Below are 15,609 nucleotides of genomic sequence, written 5' to 3'. Positions count from 1 at the left end.
TCCAAATAACGTATGATGACCGCCACGCGAACGAGGGCGGGCGAGCCGATGAGTATACAGACCGGCGAACAGCCGGCGGGGCCGGGAGCCAGCGAAACTGCAGCCAGCGCGACCAATGGCGCGCCGGGCGGGTACGAGGGTGTCGGCCATAGCCTGAGAGTGGTCCGGGAACGGCGCGGTCTGGAACTGGCCGACGTTTCCGCACGGCTGCGCATACGCCGTCATTATCTGGAGGCGATCGAGACCGGCCGTTTCGGCGAATTGCCGGGTGCCGTCTATATCAACGGCTTCCTGCGCCAGTATGCCGAATTCCTCGGCCTCGATCCCGACCAGGTGCTGAAGACCTATCAGACCGAAGCCGATGCACCGCTGCAGCGCCCGGTGCTGAATTTCCCGATGCCGCGGCCCGAGGACCGCACCCCGCGCCTGTGGCTGGTGCTGGGCGCGCTGGTCATTGCCGTGGCGATCTATGCCCTGTGGTACCGCCACCAGGAGACCCTGCGGCTCGGCCAGGACCTGATCCGCTCGGTGCCGGCCCATCTGGCCGACCTGGTGCCGAACCCGACGCCGATCCGCCCCGCGCCGGGCCCGGTCGCGGCGCCTCCGGCGGCTCCCGCCGCGGCCGCTTCAGCGCCCGCCCTGCCGCCTGCGGCCGCTTCAGCGCCGGCCGTGCCGCCTGCGGTCGCTTCGACACCGACCCCGCCCGTGGCTGTGGCAACCACGGCGCCGGCCCCGGCAGATGCTCCGGCCCCTGCCGCCGCCGCTCCTGCTGCCCCGTCGCTGGCCACGGCGTCTGCCACGCCGTCGCCCGCCGCTGCCGTCCCTGCCGCGGCGCCGTCTGCCCCGGCCGCCCCGGTGGTGGCCGCTGCCGCCACCCCCGCGCCGGCCGATCCGCCGGCACCGGCCGCAGGTCCGCCGGCCGCCCCGGCGGCCGAAGCCCCTGCTGCCGCTGCCAATCCGGCCAGCCCGGGCCCGGCGGTGTTCGGCGCCCAGGGGGCGGCCAATGCCCGGATCCGCCTCGAGGCCACCGCACTGGCCTGGATCCAGGTGCGCGGTCCCAACAACGAACAGGTCTTCACCCGGCTGCTGCATGCCGGCGAGCGCTATGTCGTGCCGCCGGACCGTGCCGGCCTGGTGCTGCTGACCGGCAATGCCGGCGGTCTGCGCATCGTCGTCGATGGCCGCACCCTGCCGCCGCTGGGGGGCGATGGCGAGGTCCGGCGCGGCATTCCGCTGGATGCCGACCAGCTGAAGACGGCGGAAGGCAGCCAGGGCTAGCGGCCCGCGCGCTTGCCATCCCCCGGCAAAGACGCCATGTTACGCCCGCGTCCGGCGGCCCCGCCAGCAGGGGCCCGGACAAGGCCAGAGCCATGAGCATCCGACCCTATCGCGACATCCAGCGCCGCAAATCGCGGAAAATCTTCGTCGGCAACGTGCCGGTGGGCGGCGACGCGCCGATCACCGTGCAGACGATGACCAACACGCTGACCTCGGACGCGAAAGCGACGATCGAGCAGATCCGCCGCTGCGAGGAGGCTGGCGCCGATATCGTGCGCGTCTCCTGCCCGGACGAGGATTCGACGCGGGCCCTGAAGCAGATCGTGCGCGAGGTCCGCGTGCCGATCGTGGCCGACATCCATTTCCACTACAAACGCGCCATCGAGGCGGCCGAGGCCGGTGCCGCCTGCCTGCGCATCAACCCGGGCAATATCGGCAGCGCCGACCGCGTGCGCGAGGTGGTGAAGGCGGCCAGGGACCATGGCTGCTCGATGCGCATCGGCGTCAATGCCGGCTCGCTGGAACGGCATCTGCTGGAAAAATACGGCGAGCCCTGCCCGGAAGCGATGGTGGAAAGCGCCCTCGATCATGCGCGCATCCTGGAAGACCACGATTTCCGCGAATTCAAGATCAGCGTGAAGGCCTCCGATGTCTTCCTTGCGGTGGCTGCCTATCAGGGCCTGGCCGAGGCCTGCGACTATCCGCTGCATATCGGCGTGACCGAAGCCGGCGGCCAGCGCATCGGCACGGTGAAATCCTCGATCGGGCTGGGCATGCTGCTGTGGTCGGGCATCGGCGACACCCTGCGGGTGTCGCTGTCGGCGCCGCCGGAAGAGGAAGTCCGCGTCGGTTTCGATATGCTGAAGGCGATGAACCTGCGCCATCGCGGCGTCAATGTCATCTCCTGCCCGTCCTGCGCCCGCCAGCAGTTCGACGTGATCAACACCGTCGAGGTGCTGGAAAAGCGGCTGGCCCATATCACCACGCCGATGACGCTGAGCGTGATCGGCTGCGTGGTCAACGGCCCCGGCGAGGCGCGCGAAACCGATATCGGCTTCACCGGCGGCGGCAAGGGTTCGCACCAGGTCTATCTCGCCGGCCAGCCGGCGCACCGGCTGCAGAACGAGGATATCGTCGCGCATCTGGTCAAACTGGTCGAAGCCAAGGCCCGCGAGATCGAGGCGGCCGGAGCCGGCGAACAGCATTCCGACGAAGCGGCCGACGCCGCTTCCTAGCTACTCACTTCTCAGATACGGAGACACGCCGTGGCCCAGTTGCAGCCCGTGCGCGGCACGCATGACATTCTGCCCGACGACTTTGCCCGCTTTCGCCATGTGGTCGACACCGCGCGCCATGCCGCGTCGCTGTTCGGCTACCGCGAGATGGCAACGCCGATCTTCGAATTCACCGAGGTCTTTGCCCGCTCGATGGGCGAGACCTCGGATGTCGTCTCCAAGGAAATGTATTCCTTCACCGACAAGGGCGGCGAAGGCCTGACGTTGCGCCCGGAATATACCGCCGGCATCTGCCGCGCCTTCATTTCCAACGGCCTGCAGCAGCATGTGCCGCTGAAGACCTTCGCCTGGGGCCCGATGTTCCGTTTCGAGCGGCCGCAGAAGGGTCGCCAGCGCCAGTTCCACCAGATCGACATCGAGGTGATCGGGTCGGCCGAGCCGCAGGCCGATGCCGAGGTGATCGGCGTGGCCGCCGAAATCCTGCGCCGGCTCGGCATCCTCGACAAATGCGTGCTGGAGCTGAACACGCTGGGCGATCCGGAAAGCCGTTCCGGCTATCGCGATGCGCTGGTGGCCTATTTCTCCGGCCATCTGGCCAGGCTGTCGGAAGACAGCCGCCGGCGGCTGGAAAAGAACCCGCTGCGCATCCTCGATTCCAAGGACGAGGGCGACCGCGCGCTGGTTGCCGATGCGCCGCTGATCGACGATTACCTGACGCCGCATGCCCGCGACTTCTTCGCCGCCGTGAAGGACGGCCTCGGCGCTGCCGGCGTGCCGTTCACCGTCAATCCGCGGCTGGTGCGCGGACTGGACTACTACACCCATACCGCCTTCGAATTCACCACCACCATGCTGGGCGCCCAGGGCACCGTGCTGGCCGGCGGGCGTTATGACGGCCTGATCGAGCAGCTGGGCGGCAAGCCGACGCCGGGCATCGGCTGGGCCGGCGGCATCGAGCGGCTGGTGCTGCTGTCCGACCCGCAGCCGGTGCCGGCGCCCATGGTGGCGCTGGTGCCGATCGGCGCCGCGGCCGAGGCGGCGGCGGTGACGCTGGCCGGCGAGCTGCGCCGCGCCGATATCGCCGTCGAGCTGGCCTATGGCGGCAATGCCGGCAAGCGCTTCAAGCGTGCCGACCGGCTGGGCTGCGTGGCCGCCGTGGTGATCGGCGATGACGAGCTGGCCAGGGGCGCCGTGGTGCTGAAGGACCTGAAGAGCGGCACGCAGACCGAGCTGCCGCGCGCCGACCTCGTGGCACGGCTGAAGGCGTAAGCGTCATGGAGCCTGCCGGCCTGCCCGAGGCCAAGCTCGACAAGGTGATCGAGCGTTACGAGATCCTGCAGGCGCAGATGGCGTCGGGCGGGCAGGGTGCCGATGCCTTCGTGAAGCTGTCGAAGGAATATGCCGAGATCGAACCGCTGGTCGATGCCATCCGGGCTGTCCGGAAGCTGCGTGCCGAAGTTGCCGACCTGGCCGCCCTGCGCGACGACCGCACGGCCGATGCCGAGATGCGCGCGCTGGCCGATGCCGAATGGAAACAGGCGCAGGCGGCCCTGCCCGGGCTGGAACACCATGTCCGCCTGATGCTGCTGCCGAAGGACGAGGCGGACGAGAAGAATGCCATCCTCGAGGTGCGTGCCGGCACCGGCGGCGACGAAGCGGCGCTTTTTGCCCGTGACCTGTTTGAGATGTATCGCGGCTATGCGGCACAGCATGGCTGGCGCTTCGAGGTGGAAAGCATCGCCGAGACCGAGCTGGGCGGCTTCCGCGAGGCGGTGGCGACGATCTCCGGCCGCAGCGTCTTCGCCCGGCTGAAATTCGAATCCGGCGTGCATCGCGTGCAGCGCGTGCCCGATACCGAGACCCAGGGCCGCATCCACACCTCGGCGGCCACCGTGGCGGTACTGCCCGAGGCCGAGGATGTCGATATCGACATCAACGAGGCCGACCTGCGCATTGATGTCTACCGCTCGTCCGGCGCCGGCGGCCAGCATGTCAACACCACCGATTCCGCCGTGCGCATCACCCATATCCCGACCGGAATCGTGGTGGCGCAGCAGACCGAACGGTCGCAGCACAAGAACAAGGCCAAGGCGATGAAGCTGCTGCGCGCCAGGCTGTATGAGACCGAGCGCGAGAAACTTGCCTCGGCGCGCGCCGCCGACCGCAAGGGGCAGGTCGGCTCGGGCGACCGCTCCGAGCGCATCCGCACCTACAATTTCCCGCAGGGGCGGGTCACCGACCATCGCATCAATCTCACGCTGTACAAGATCGAGCAGGTGATGACGGGCGAGGCGTTGGACGAGGTGATCGAGGCGCTGATCGCCGAGGACCAGGCCGGCCGGCTGGCCGCACTGGATGCCTGACATGCAGACGGTGGGTGCGGTGCTTGCCGCCGCCACGGAACGCCTGAAACAGGCCGATATCGCCGAAACGCCCCGGCTGGATGCGGTGCTGCTGCTGGAACAGGCCAGCGGCCTGAGCGCCGACCGCATCCGTCTGCATCCTGCCGACAGGCTTTCCGATGACGTTGTCGCCGTTTTCGAGGGGCTGCTGCAGCGGCGGCTGGCGCATGAACCGGTCTCCAAGATCACCGGCTTCCGTGAATTCTGGAGCCTGACCTTCCGCACCGGCCGCGACGTGCTCGATCCGCGGCCCGATTCCGAGACGCTGGTCGAGGCGGTGCTGGCGGCCGTGGCCGACCGGGGCGCGCCACTGCGGCTGGTCGATTTCGGCACCGGCTCGGGCTGCCTGCTGCTCAGCCTGCTGCATGAACTGCCGCAGGCGCAGGGCCTCGGCGTCGACCTGTCGCCGGCAGCCCTCGCCGTGGCGCAGGAGAATGCCGGCCGGCTCGGCCTGTCCGGTCGCGCCCGTTTCACGGAAGGCGACTGGGGCGCCGGGCTCGACGGCCCGTTCGACATCCTGATCAGCAACCCGCCCTATATCGAAAGCGCCGTGGTGCCGACCCTGGAGCCGGAGGTGGCGCGCTACGATCCGCCGATGGCCCTGGATGGCGGGCCGGACGGGCTGGAGGCCTATCGCCGGCTGGTGCCCGATCTGGCGCGGCTGGCGGCGGCGGGGGCCGTCGCGGCGCTGGAGGTCGGGCAGGGCCAGGATGCCGCGGTGGCCGGGCTGCTGGCCGGGGCAGGCTTCGGCGGGATCGCCGTCCGGGCCGATCTCGGCGGGGTTCGCCGTGTGGTGGTGGGGCGTAAGGTCGCATAATTTCCCGCAAAAAAGGGTTGGCAGGGTCCCCCCGGCCCCTTATCTTGGGATTCGGGATGACGCAGTCCCAGGGAACCACGTCCGGACAGACCCCCCGATGAGCCCGATGCTCGCATGAGCCCGGTGCTCGGGGTCAAAACAGCGGACGGTGTACCGGGGGTGCAAGGACCAGGCGGCGTCATCGCCTCACCGGAAGGGATCGTGAGCGACACTCGGGATACTGAGGTCGCAAGCTTGTTCGATCGGGAGGCCGACCGCTTCGCGCGCAGGAGTTATGCAGCGCGGCGCGTGTGCGCATTGGCCTGATTGCGCTATTTAAGAAACCTGCGAGATGACACTGTGAACAAGAATCGTCAACGTGGCGGCCGTCCTCAGGGCCGCCGGCCCCATGGTAACAACAATGCGGGCGGCGGCGGGTCGCACCGGAATTTCGATTCCAACGGCCCCGATGTGAAGATCCGCGGCACCGCCAGCCATATCTTCGAACGCTACTGCCAGCTGGCCCGCGACGCCAATTCGTCGGGCGACCGGGTGGGGGCGGAGAACTACCTGCAGCATGCCGAGCATTACTACCGGATCATGCTGGCCCAAGGCGTCACCCCGATGCAGCGGGCCAGCGGCAACCCGGCGAATGCCCAGGCAGGCAATGGCAATGGCCAGGGCAACGGCCAGCCCCAGCAGCCCCAGCAGCAGCCGTCCGCCGATGGCGAACAGCCCAGCCTGGAAATGGAGCTCGAGGCGGCGCTGGACCCCAATGCCGAAGCCGGCGGCGAGCAGGCCGAGCGCGACGAGGCGAACGCCGCCTGAGCGGCCGCCCGATCATCGGCGCATCCGCGATCGATGCAGAAAGGCCGCCCTCCGGGGCGGCCTTTTTCATGGCGGTGCGGGACCGGACAGACGGCCGCTATTATTCGGCGGCGCTGCGGAAATCCGGCCGCTGCAGCAGCTTTTCGTCGGCCAGGGTGTCGCGTGGCGGCGCATAGTCGCGGTCCGGCAGGGTGGGCGGCAGGGCCGGGCCCAGCGCGATATCGATGTCGAGATCCTTTTTCAGCAGGCCGCGATCGGCCGCCAGGTGCCGCGAGAAGAAATCGACGGTGCGGGCGATGCTGTCGGTGCGGGCGGCGCCGCGGAAGGTGTGGCCCTCGCCGGCATAGATCTTCACCTCATGCTCGGTGCCCAGCTGTTCCATCAGGCTGACCAGCTCGCGGGCGCGGCGCACCGGCACGGTGCGGTCCTTGTCGCCATGCAGCACCAGGGTCGGCGGCATGTAGGTCACGCCGCGGCGCTGCACCTCGGCCGGCATGGCGCCGACCTGGTCGACCACGGCCTGGATGCGGCTGTCGCGGCTGCCCAGGCTGAGGGCGTGGAAGCCGCCCAGCGACAGGCCGAACACGCCGATCCGGTCCGGATCGACATAGGATTGCCGGGCGACATAGCCGACCGCTTCCAGGATCACCTGCTCGCGCTCGTCATGCAGGCTCGGGGCGGCCTTGCGGGCCTGCGGAATGCCGTCGAAATAATGCACCACGAAAGCGGTGATGCCGCGCGCGGCCAGGGCCGAGGCCTGCGGGTAATACAGCGAACCGTCGCCGAGGCCGTGGGCGCCATGCAGGATCAGCACGGCCGGCGCCCGGTTGTCGGGTCCGAGGCCGGGCAGTTCGGCCTTGACCACATCGACGCGCACCTTGCGGCCCTGGAAGGTGAAGCCGCGGCCTTCCGCCTCGGCCTCGCGGCGGGCCGGTTCGGCCGATTTCTGCCGCGGCGCCACGGTCTCGCGCACCGGCTTTTCGCGGGCCGGCTTGCTGACGGGCAGCACCGCCGCCCGGCTGGCGGCCGCCTGGTGGCTGATGGCATGGGGCTGGGCGAGGGCGCCGCCGGCCGGTGCGGCCAGCAGCAGGGCGCCGCCCAGCAGCGCGATGCGGCAGAAACGGGTCAGGCCGAAACGGGCGAAGTCCCGCCCGGCGCCCGGTATCGGCGCTGCCATTGTCCGGATTGTACTGGGCCCCCCGGCCATGCCATCCCCTGGTGACTGGCAGCCGGCCCCGAAAGCGGCCGGCGGCGTATCGTTTGCAAATGCTGCCGGCCGCAACCGGCGGACAGGCGTAACGATTAGTAACAAGTCGCGAGCAGTTTTGTCCAGTGTTATTTTTGAAACAAATCAATGACTTGAGCGGTTCTTGACGGGCGGGGGCCACCTTCCTACCTTAACCCGGCCTGCCGGAATCGCTCCGGCACCCCCAATCCAGTGAGGATCGCATGTCCGCGCCGACCAAAGTCACCGACGCTTCCTTCGAGTCCGATGTGCTCAAGTCGTCGGAGCCCGTCCTCGTCGATTTCTGGGCCGAATGGTGCGGGCCCTGCAAGCAGATCGCCCCGGCGCTGGACGAGATCGCCGGCGAGATGAACGGCAAGCTGACCATCGCCAAGGTCAATATCGACGAGAACCCGATGACCCCGTCGAAATTCGGCGTGCGCGGCATCCCGACCCTGATCCTGTTCAAGGACGGCAAGCCGGTCTCGACCAAGGTCGGCTCGATGCCGAAGAGCCGCATCGTCGAGTGGATCAACTCGGCGATCTAGCCGTTGTCTGACAGTACCCGGCCCGCCAGATACAGCGAGCCGGTGATGACGATCCTGACAGTCTGACGGGCCGGAGCGGCCGCTGCCGCTTCGGCCCTTATCATGTCCGCGGCCGGCAGCAGGCCGGCGGCCGGCCGCGCCGCGATGCCCGCCGCCTGCGCCGCCGCGGCCAGGTCTTCCGCCGCCAGGCTGTTGGCCTCGCCGGGAATGGCGATGCAGCTGGCGCCCCGCACCAGCGGCGCCAGCGGCCGCAGCAGGCCGGTGGCGTCCTTGGTGTTCAGCACCCCGGCAATCAGCCAGGTCGGCCTGGGCGGCAGCGCCGCCAGCGTGGCCGCCAGCGCCTCGCCGGCCATGGCGTTATGGGCGCCGTCGAGCCAGATTTCGGCATCCTTCGGCAGGGCGTCGACCAGCGGGCCGCGGGTCAGGCGCTGCATGCGGGCCGGCCAGTCCACGCCGCGCAGGCCGGCGGCAATCGCCGCTTCCGGGATGGCGAAGCCGGCCAGGTGCCGGGCACAGGCGATGGCCGTGCCGGCATTGATCGCCTGGTGCGCGCCGGGCAGGGCCGGCGCCGGCAGGCGCAGGGCGGCGCCATCCGCATCGCGCCACAGCAGGCCGCCGTCTGCCGCGGCCGTCTCCACCATCCATTCGGCGCCATGGCGGAACAGCGGCGCGTCGCAGGCTGCGGCCCGCGCCGCAATCACCGCCATGGCATCGGCGGGCTGCGGGCCGACGATGCAGGGCACGCCGGGTTTGATGATGCCGGCCTTGGAGACGGCGATCTTGGCCACGGTGTCGCCGAGGAAGCCGACATGGTCGATGCCGACCGGCGTGATCGCGGTCAGCCGCGGCTGCGGGATCACATTGGTGGTGTCGGCGATGCCGCCGAGGCCGGTTTCCAGCAGCACGAGATCGGCCGGCACCTCGGCGAAGGCGAGGAAGGCGGCGGCTGTGGTGATCTCGAAAAAGGTGATCGGCCGGCCGCCATTGACCCGCTCGCAGCGTTCCAGCAGGGCGACCAGCCGTTCGTCATCGATCAGCCGCCCGGCCAGCCGGATGCGCTCGTTGAAGCTGACCAGATGCGGTGAGATATAGGTATGCACGCGATAGCCTGCGGCTTCGGCCATGGCGCGCAGGAAGGCGGTGGTCGATCCCTTGCCCTTGCTGCCGGCCACATGGAAGACCGGCGCCAGCGCCAGATGCGGATCGCCGAGATCGGCCAGCAGGCGGCGGATGCGGTCGAGCGAGAGGTCGATCGCCTTCGGATGCAGCGCCGTCAGGCGCTGCAGGATGGCGTCCTTGTCAGCCGGGGCGCTTGGCCGGAGAGGAGCCATGCGGAATCTCCCCGGTCGGCGGAATCTCGAGGCCCGGCCGCGGCAGCTGCACCACCTCGGCCTTCGGCGCCGGGTCCAGCAGCAGGCCGACCAGGCGGCCGAGCGTGTCGCGCAGGTCGCGGCGATGCACCACCATGTCCAGCATGCCGTGTTCCAGCAGGTATTCGGCGCGCTGGAACCCTTCCGGCAGGGTCTCGCGGATGGTCTGCTCGATCACGCGCGGGCCGGCAAAGCCGATCAGCGCGTTCGGCTCGGCGATCTGGATGTCGCCCAGCATGGCATAGGAGGCGGTGACGCCGCCGGTGGTCGGGTCGGTCAGCACCACGATGAAGGGCAGGTGCGCCTCGCGCAGGCGCTGCACCGCGATCACGGTGCGCGGCATCTGCATCAGGCTGAGGATGCCTTCCTGCATGCGGGCGCCGCCGGCGGCGGCGAACAGGATCAGCGCCGCACGCTGGTTCACCGCAAGTTCGGCCGCCGCGATCAGCGCCGCGCCGGTCGCCATGCCCATCGAGCCACCCATGAAGGCGAAATTCTGCACCGCGATCACCACATCCTGCTTTTGCAGGGTGCCGTGGGCGACGATAAAGGCGTCGCGCTGGCCGGTCTTGGCGCGGGCATCCTTCAGGCGGTCGGGATATTTCTTCGAATCGCGGAAATGCAGCGGGTCCTGCAGCACGTCAGGCAGTTCGATGGTCTGGTATTCGCCATCGTCGAACAGGGCCTCGAAACGCTCCTTCGGCCCGACCCGCAGGTGATGGTCGCATTTCGGGCAGACCTGCTGGTTTTCCTCCAGCTCCTTGGCGTAGATCATCTGCGCGCAGTTCGGGCACTTGGTCCACAGATTGTCCGGCGTGTCCTTCTTGCGGGTGATCTCGCGGATCTTCGGCAGGACGGTACGGGTCAGCCAGTTCATCGCAGTCTTCCTTCGCTTCAGGCCGCGGCCTTGGCCACGCCGCGCACGGCATCGCCCAGTTCGCGCACCAGGGCCAGCACATGGCCGGCCGGATCAATTCCCTTCGCCTGTGCCTCGGCGACGCGGTCGACCAGGGCCGAGCCGACCACCGCGGCATCGGCCACCGCGGCAATCTCGGCGGCGCGGGCGCCATCGCGGATGCCGAAGCCGACCGCCACCGGCAGCGCGGTATGCCGCTTGATGCGCGCCACCGCGGCACCCACGGCACCGGCATCGGGCGCTGCCGCGCCGGTGATGCCGGCGATCGACACATAATACAGGAAACCCGAGGTGTTCTGCAGCACCGCCGGCAGGCGGGCATCGTCGGTGGTCGGCGTCGCCAGCCGCACGAAATGGATGCCGGCCTGCATCGCCGGGATGCACAGCTCGTCGTCTTCCTCGGGCGGCAGGTCGACCACGATCAGGCCGTCGACGCCGGCCTGCTTCGCATCCGCGAGGAAGGCATCGACGCCATAGGCCGAGATCGGGTTGAAATAGCCCATCAGCACGACCGGCGTGGCGTCGTCGGTCCTGCGGAAGCCGCGCACCAGATCCAGCGTCCGGCGCAGGGTGGCGCCATTGGCCAGCGCACGCAGGTTGGCGGCCTGGATCGACGGGCCGTCGGCCATCGGATCGGTGAAAGGCACGCCCAGTTCGATCAGGTCGGCGCCGGCGGCCGGCAGGCCGGCCAGCAGCCTGGCGCAGGTCTCGTGGTCGGGATCGCCGGCGGTGATGAAGGTCACCAGGCCGGCGCGGCCTTCCGCCTTCAGGGCGGCAAAGCGTCGGTCTATGCGGCTCACGGCTTCACTCATCACAGTTTCACTCCGAGGGCTTTTGCCACGGTGAAGATGTCCTTGTCGCCGCGGCCGGACAGGTTGACCACCATCAGATGGTCCTTCGGCAGGGTCGGCGCCAGGCGGATCACATGGGCCAGCGCATGGGCGCTTTCCAGCGCCGGAATGATGCCTTCCAGCCGCGAACAGAGCTGGAAGGCCTCCAGCGCTTCGCTGTCGGTGGCCGAGACGTAACTGGCGCGGCCGATATCGTGCAGCCAGGCATGTTCGGGGCCGATGCCGGGATAATCCAGGCCGGCGGAGATCGAATGCGCCTCGGTGATCTGGCCGTCGGCATCCTGCAGCAGGAAGGTGCGGTTGCCATGCAGCACGCCGGGCACGCCTTTCGCCAGCGAGGCGGCATGCTTCGCGGTATCGAGGCCCTCGCCGGCGGCCTCGACGGCATAGATCTGCACGTCCTTGTCGTCGAGGAAGGGATGGAACAGGCCCATGGCATTCGAGCCGCCGCCGATGCAGGCGACCAGGCTGTCGGGCAGGCGGCCTTCCTTCTCCATGATCTGGGCGCGGGTCTCCTCGCCGATCACGCACTGGAAATCGCGCACCAGCTGCGGATAGGGATGCGGCCCGGCCACGGTGCCGATGATATAGAAAGTATCGTGCACGTTGGTGACCCAGTCGCGCAGGGCGTCGTTCATCGCGTCCTTGAGCGTGCGCGAGCCGGATTTCACGGCGCGCACCTCGGCGCCCAGCAGGCGCATGCGGAACACGTTCGGCTGCTGCCGTTCGATATCCACCTCGCCCATATAGACCACGCAGGGCAGGCCGAAGCGGGCGGCGACCGTTGCGGTGGCGACGCCATGCTGGCCGGCGCCGGTCTCGGCGATGATGCGGGTCTTGCCCATCCGCTTCGCCAGCAGGATCTGGCCGATGCAGTTGTTGATCTTGTGGGCGCCGGTGTGGTTCAGCTCCTCGCGCTTGAAATAGATCTTGGCGCCGCCGAGATGCCTGGTCAGCGGCTCGGCATAGTAGAGCGGGCTCGGCCGGCCGACATAGTCGCGGAAGAAATAGTCCATCTCCGCCTTGAAGGCCGGATCGGCTTTCGCCGCCTCGTAGTGCCTTTCGAGGTCGAGGATCAGCGGCATCAGCGTCTCGGCCACGAAACGGCCGCCGAATTTGCCGAAATGGCCCTTCTCGTCGGGGCCGGAGCGGTAGGAGTTGAGCATCGTCATCACTGCACCGTCAGGAAACTAGAGGCTGCGCGCGGCATCGAGGAAGGCGCGGATTTTTGCCGGGTCCTTCTTGCCCGGAGCGCTTTCCACACCGCTTGATACGTCAACAGCGGTGGCACCGGATCGCTTCACGGCCTCGGAAAGATTCTCCGGGGTCAGGCCGCCGGACAGGATCCAGGGCCGGTTGAAGCTGGCGCCCTTCAGGATCGACCAGTCGAAGCTGTTGCCATGGCCGCCGGGGCGGTCGGCGCCGGCCGGCGGGCGGGCATCGAACATCAGCCAGTCGACCAGGTCCTCGTAGTCGCGGGCCTTCTCGACGTCTTCGCGGGTGGACACCTTGAAGGCCTTGATGATCGGCAGGCCGAAATAGATCGAGATGGCGCGGCAGCGGTCCGGCGTCTCGTCGCCATGCAGCTGCAGCAGGTCGAGCCGCGCCTTGGCGAGGACCCTGTCGAGATAGTCGGTCTCGGGATCGACGAAGACGCCGACCCGGTCGATGCCGGTCGGCATCTCGCGCAGCAAGGCTTCCGCCTGTTCGGCCGACAGGCTGCGCGGCGAGGGCGGGAAGAAGACGAAGCCGCACATGTCGGCGCCATGGGTGACCGCGGTGTCCAGCGCATCCGCATCGGTCAGGCCGCAGATTTTGGTGAACAGGGCCACGGCTCAGGCCACCCCGGCGATTTCGCCGGCAATCGCCTGCGCGCTGGCTTCCGGATCGGCCGCCTCGGTGATCGGCCGGCCGATCACCAGATGGTCGGCGCCCAGTGCCAGCGCCTCGGCCGGGGTCATCACCCGCTTCTGGTCGCCGGCGGCGCTGCCCTTCGGGCGGATGCCGGGCACCACCAGCCGGAAATCCGGGCCGCAGGCCTCGCGCAGCATGGCGATCTCGCTGGCGGCGCAGATCACGCCGTCGGCGCCGTTCTCCTGGGCCAGCCGGGCCAGCCGCTTCACATAGCTGCTGACATCCTCGGCGATGCCGATGGCGGCAAGGTCGGATGCGTCCAGCGAGGTTAGGGCGGTCACGCACAGGATCAGCGGCTTCTGGCGGGCGCCCTGCGCGGCCTCGACCGCGGCGCGGATCATCGCCGGGCCGCCGGCCGCATGGATGGTCAGCATCATCGGGCCCATGGCGGCGGCGGCCGAGCGCACCGCGCCGGCCACGGTATTGGGGATGTCGTGGAATTTCAGGTCGAGGAACAGCGGCGTGCCCTGGGGCAGGATGGCGCGCACCTCGGTCGGGCCGTAGGCGGTGAAGAATTCCTTGCCCAGCTTCAGCCCGAAACCGGCGGCCTGGGCGGCGCGGGCGCAGCGGGCGGCGAAAGCCAGTTCGATGGTATCGACGGCGCAGAAGACCGGGGCGATGCGGGGCACGGGGGAATGGCGGGTCATGGGCCGGGCTTATAGCCCAAACAGGGGGCGAAGTCTCCCCCCGGCGGCATCCGGCGGGGCCGCTGGCGGCCGCCCGGCCGCTCGGCTAAACTGCCGTCATGCCTCGTTTTCCGCTGCCCGCGCGGCTCTGCGCCCTGGCCCTTGCGGCCGCCCTGATCCCGGCTGCCGCCCTGCTGCCGCGGCCGGCCCCGGCGGCCGAGCCGCCCCATGCCGCGATCCTGATGTATCACCGCTTCGGCGAGGACAGGATTCCGTCCACCAATATCCGGCTGGAGCAGTTCGACGCCCAGCTCGCCGCCCTGAAACAGGCGCAGATTCCGGTGCGGCCGCTGCCCGGGATCGCCGCCGCGCTGAAGGCCGGCACGCCCCTGCCCGACCGCACCGTGGCGCTGACCGCCGACGATGCCTATCTCTCGGTCCTGACCGAGGGCTGGCCGCGCATCCGCAAGGCCGGCTATTCGCTGACCCTGTTCGTCGCCACCGGCCCGGTCGACCAGAAGCTGCGCGGCTACCTGACCTGGGACCAGATCCGCCAGCTGCGCGACGAGGGCGTCACCATCGGCGCCCACAGCAACGACCATCCCTCGCTTCCGGCCCTGACGCCCGACGCGATGAAGGCCGATCTCGATACCTCCATGCGGCGCTTCAGGGAGGAACTGGGCGAAGCGCCGACACTGTTCGCCTGGCCGTTCGGCGAATGGGATGCGAGAAGCATGGCGGTGCTGCAGGGCTACGGCTTCGAGGCCGCCTTCGGCCAGCATTCCGGCGTGGCTTACGCGGGCCATGACATGCTGTGGCTGCCGCGCTTTCCGATGAACGAGGCTTTCGGCTCGGTCGAACGCACCCTGATGGCGGTGAATGCCCTGCCGCTGCCGCTGTCGGGGATCGAGCCGGCCGACGTGCTGATCAAACTGGGCCAGACCACCAACCCGCCGGTCTACCGCTTCACCGTGGGCGAGGGGCTGGAGCGCATGAAAGAGCTGCTCTGCTATACCGGCCAGGGCGAGCGCATCGCCCTGAAGGAACTGGCGCCGCGCCGCTACGAGGCGGTGCCCGGCAAGGCCTTCGCGCCGCCGCGCGACCGCATCTCCTGCACGCTTCCCACGGCCCAGGCCGGTCGCTTCCGCTGGTCCGGCATCCAGTTCACCGTTCAGCCGTGAGGCGGGCCGGGGTCATGGCGGGCCGGGATTAACCGGCGGCGCATAACCCCATATCCCGCTGCCGGTCGCCCGGAGCCAAGTGGAGCCAATTGCGGTTCGCGACGGTTCGTGACGGTTCGTGGCGGTTCATCATGGCTCGCCGGGGTTCGCGTCGGTTCCCGGCGGTTCGCTGGGGTTCATTCCGGTTCATGACGGTTCATTCCTGTTCGCCGCGGCTCATTTTTCTTCGTCGTCCCCGCGCAAGCGGAGACCCAGCAGCACCGGCCAGTCTGGGTTCCCGCTTGCGCGGGAACGACGAGATAGGGAATCCGGGTCTTTCTGTTTTGATCGCAGTGATATCACCCGCGCCGCATACCTGCGCATTCACGCCGGCCCATGCCGGCCGGCGCATTCCCTGTGCGGATTCACGATGTCCGTCAGCTCTGAAAATCATCTTGAC

Annotated in this window: 16 protein-coding genes; 8 read left to right on the top strand and 8 right to left on the bottom strand. The window is 69.0% G+C overall.

The genetic code is table 11. From position 1 onward, the window contains the following. The first annotated feature begins 48 nt into the window (after positions 1–48). From ACEQZY_RS15405 to ACEQZY_RS15380, 6 genes are all read left to right on the top strand, one after another. A complete protein-coding gene (locus ACEQZY_RS15405; RefSeq protein ID WP_370155652.1) occupies positions 49–1,278 on the top strand; it encodes a helix-turn-helix domain-containing protein in 1,230 nt (409 codons plus the stop codon). A gap of 92 nt (positions 1,279–1,370) precedes the next feature. After that, a complete protein-coding gene (gene ispG, locus ACEQZY_RS15400) occupies positions 1,371–2,513 on the top strand; it encodes a flavodoxin-dependent (E)-4-hydroxy-3-methylbut-2-enyl-diphosphate synthase (RefSeq protein WP_370155649.1) in 1,143 nt (380 codons plus the stop codon). A 30-nt stretch (positions 2,514–2,543) separates the two neighbouring features. Next, positions 2,544–3,782 carry a histidine--tRNA ligase gene (hisS, locus tag ACEQZY_RS15395; protein WP_370155647.1) on the top strand — a complete coding sequence of 413 codons (1,239 nt, stop codon included), beginning with the start codon at positions 2,544–2,546 and terminating at the stop codon, positions 3,780–3,782. 5 nt (positions 3,783–3,787) lie between these two features. Further along, the gene (gene prfA, locus ACEQZY_RS15390) at positions 3,788–4,876 is read left to right on the top strand and encodes a peptide chain release factor 1 (RefSeq protein WP_370155645.1); all 1,089 of its coding nucleotides are present in this window, start codon (positions 3,788–3,790) and stop codon (positions 4,874–4,876) included. A 1-nt stretch (position 4,877) separates the two neighbouring features. Continuing rightward, a complete protein-coding gene (prmC, locus tag ACEQZY_RS15385) occupies positions 4,878–5,732 on the top strand; it encodes a peptide chain release factor N(5)-glutamine methyltransferase (protein ID WP_370155643.1) in 855 nt (284 codons plus the stop codon). A gap of 339 nt (positions 5,733–6,071) precedes the next feature. Then, positions 6,072–6,539, top strand: coding sequence for a DUF4167 domain-containing protein (locus ACEQZY_RS15380; RefSeq protein ID WP_341705793.1), 468 nt, complete (start codon positions 6,072–6,074; stop codon positions 6,537–6,539). A gap of 100 nt (positions 6,540–6,639) precedes the next feature. Here the strand turns inward: ACEQZY_RS15380 and ACEQZY_RS15375 are convergent, their stop codons facing one another. Beyond that, a complete protein-coding gene (locus ACEQZY_RS15375) occupies positions 6,640–7,716 on the bottom strand; it encodes an alpha/beta hydrolase family protein (protein WP_370155641.1) in 1,077 nt (358 codons plus the stop codon). Between the two features lie 272 nt (positions 7,717–7,988). Here ACEQZY_RS15375 and trxA point away from each other — a divergent pair, with 272 nt between their 5' ends. Further along, on the top strand, positions 7,989–8,312 hold the full coding sequence (gene trxA, locus ACEQZY_RS15370) for a thioredoxin TrxA (protein WP_370155639.1): 324 nt from the start codon (positions 7,989–7,991) through the stop codon (positions 8,310–8,312). On the opposite strand, the gene ACEQZY_RS15365 is transcribed toward trxA, so the two are convergent. Genes ACEQZY_RS15365 through pyrF form a run of 6 tightly spaced genes read right to left on the bottom strand, consistent with a single transcriptional unit; the run spans position 8,309 to position 14,010 of the window. After that, on the bottom strand, positions 8,309–9,643 hold the full coding sequence (locus tag ACEQZY_RS15365) for a folylpolyglutamate synthase/dihydrofolate synthase family protein (protein WP_370155637.1): 1,335 nt from the start codon (positions 9,641–9,643) through the stop codon (positions 8,309–8,311). The genes trxA and ACEQZY_RS15365 overlap by 4 nt on opposite strands. Beyond that, positions 9,612–10,559 (bottom strand): acetyl-CoA carboxylase, carboxyltransferase subunit beta, encoded by a 948-nt coding sequence (accD, locus tag ACEQZY_RS15360; RefSeq protein ID WP_341705822.1) that lies wholly within the window; start codon positions 10,557–10,559, stop codon positions 9,612–9,614. The genes ACEQZY_RS15365 and accD overlap by 32 nt, the downstream gene beginning before the upstream one ends. A 17-nt stretch (positions 10,560–10,576) precedes the next feature. Then, positions 10,577–11,410 (bottom strand): tryptophan synthase subunit alpha, encoded by an 834-nt coding sequence (trpA, locus tag ACEQZY_RS15355; protein WP_370155635.1) that lies wholly within the window; start codon positions 11,408–11,410, stop codon positions 10,577–10,579. Continuing rightward, positions 11,410–12,621 (bottom strand): tryptophan synthase subunit beta, encoded by a 1,212-nt coding sequence (trpB, locus tag ACEQZY_RS15350; protein WP_370155632.1) that lies wholly within the window; start codon positions 12,619–12,621, stop codon positions 11,410–11,412. Before trpB ends, trpA begins: the two co-directional genes overlap by 1 nt. An 18-nt stretch (positions 12,622–12,639) precedes the next feature. Then, positions 12,640–13,281, bottom strand: coding sequence for a phosphoribosylanthranilate isomerase (locus ACEQZY_RS15345; RefSeq protein WP_370155630.1), 642 nt, complete (start codon positions 13,279–13,281; stop codon positions 12,640–12,642). 3 nt (positions 13,282–13,284) lie between these two features. Further along, positions 13,285–14,010: an orotidine-5'-phosphate decarboxylase gene (gene pyrF, locus ACEQZY_RS15340; protein ID WP_370155628.1), complete on the bottom strand. Its 726-nt coding sequence runs from the start codon at positions 14,008–14,010 to the stop codon at positions 13,285–13,287. Positions 14,011–14,108: 98 nt separating this feature from the next. Between pyrF and ACEQZY_RS15335 the strand changes: the two genes are divergently transcribed. Continuing rightward, positions 14,109–15,170, top strand: coding sequence for a polysaccharide deacetylase family protein (locus ACEQZY_RS15335; RefSeq protein ID WP_370155625.1), 1,062 nt, complete (start codon positions 14,109–14,111; stop codon positions 15,168–15,170). Positions 15,171–15,366: 196 nt separating this feature from the next. Here the strand turns inward: ACEQZY_RS15335 and ACEQZY_RS15330 are convergent. After that, positions 15,367–15,609, bottom strand: a 243-nt coding sequence (locus ACEQZY_RS15330) for a hypothetical protein (RefSeq protein WP_370155623.1), incomplete at its 5' end; no start/stop codon positions are given.

Source organism: Ferrovibrio sp., from assembly GCF_964218355.1.
Taxonomy (GTDB): Bacteria; Pseudomonadota; Alphaproteobacteria; order Ferrovibrionales; family Ferrovibrionaceae; genus Ferrovibrio.
The sequence above is the reverse complement of the archived record's forward strand: the minus strand, read 5'-3'. Positions and strand labels throughout refer to the sequence as shown.

Bases quoted from the DNA above. Each gene is read 5' to 3' on its own strand.
- ACEQZY_RS15375 (WP_370155641.1), bottom strand. From the start codon at position 7,716: ATGGCAGCGCCGATACCGGGCGCCGGGCGGGACTTCGCCCGTTTCGGC.
- pyrF (WP_370155628.1), bottom strand. From the start codon at position 14,010: ATGACCCGCCATTCCCCCGTGCCCCGCATCGCCCCGGTCTTCTGCGCC.
- trxA (WP_370155639.1), top strand. From the start codon at position 7,989: ATGTCCGCGCCGACCAAAGTCACCGACGCTTCCTTCGAGTCCGATGTG.
- trpB (WP_370155632.1), bottom strand. From the start codon at position 12,621: ATGACGATGCTCAACTCCTACCGCTCCGGCCCCGACGAGAAGGGCCAT.
- ACEQZY_RS15405 (WP_370155652.1), top strand. From the start codon at position 49: ATGAGTATACAGACCGGCGAACAGCCGGCGGGGCCGGGAGCCAGCGAA.
- ACEQZY_RS15335 (WP_370155625.1), top strand. From the start codon at position 14,109: ATGCCTCGTTTTCCGCTGCCCGCGCGGCTCTGCGCCCTGGCCCTTGCG.
- trpA (WP_370155635.1), bottom strand. From the start codon at position 11,410: ATGAGTGAAGCCGTGAGCCGCATAGACCGACGCTTTGCCGCCCTGAAG.
- prfA (WP_370155645.1), top strand. From the start codon at position 3,788: ATGGAGCCTGCCGGCCTGCCCGAGGCCAAGCTCGACAAGGTGATCGAG.
- ispG (WP_370155649.1), top strand. From the start codon at position 1,371: ATGAGCATCCGACCCTATCGCGACATCCAGCGCCGCAAATCGCGGAAA.
- prmC (WP_370155643.1), top strand. From the start codon at position 4,878: ATGCAGACGGTGGGTGCGGTGCTTGCCGCCGCCACGGAACGCCTGAAA.
- accD (WP_341705822.1), bottom strand. From the start codon at position 10,559: ATGAACTGGCTGACCCGTACCGTCCTGCCGAAGATCCGCGAGATCACC.
- ACEQZY_RS15365 (WP_370155637.1), bottom strand. From the start codon at position 9,643: ATGGCTCCTCTCCGGCCAAGCGCCCCGGCTGACAAGGACGCCATCCTG.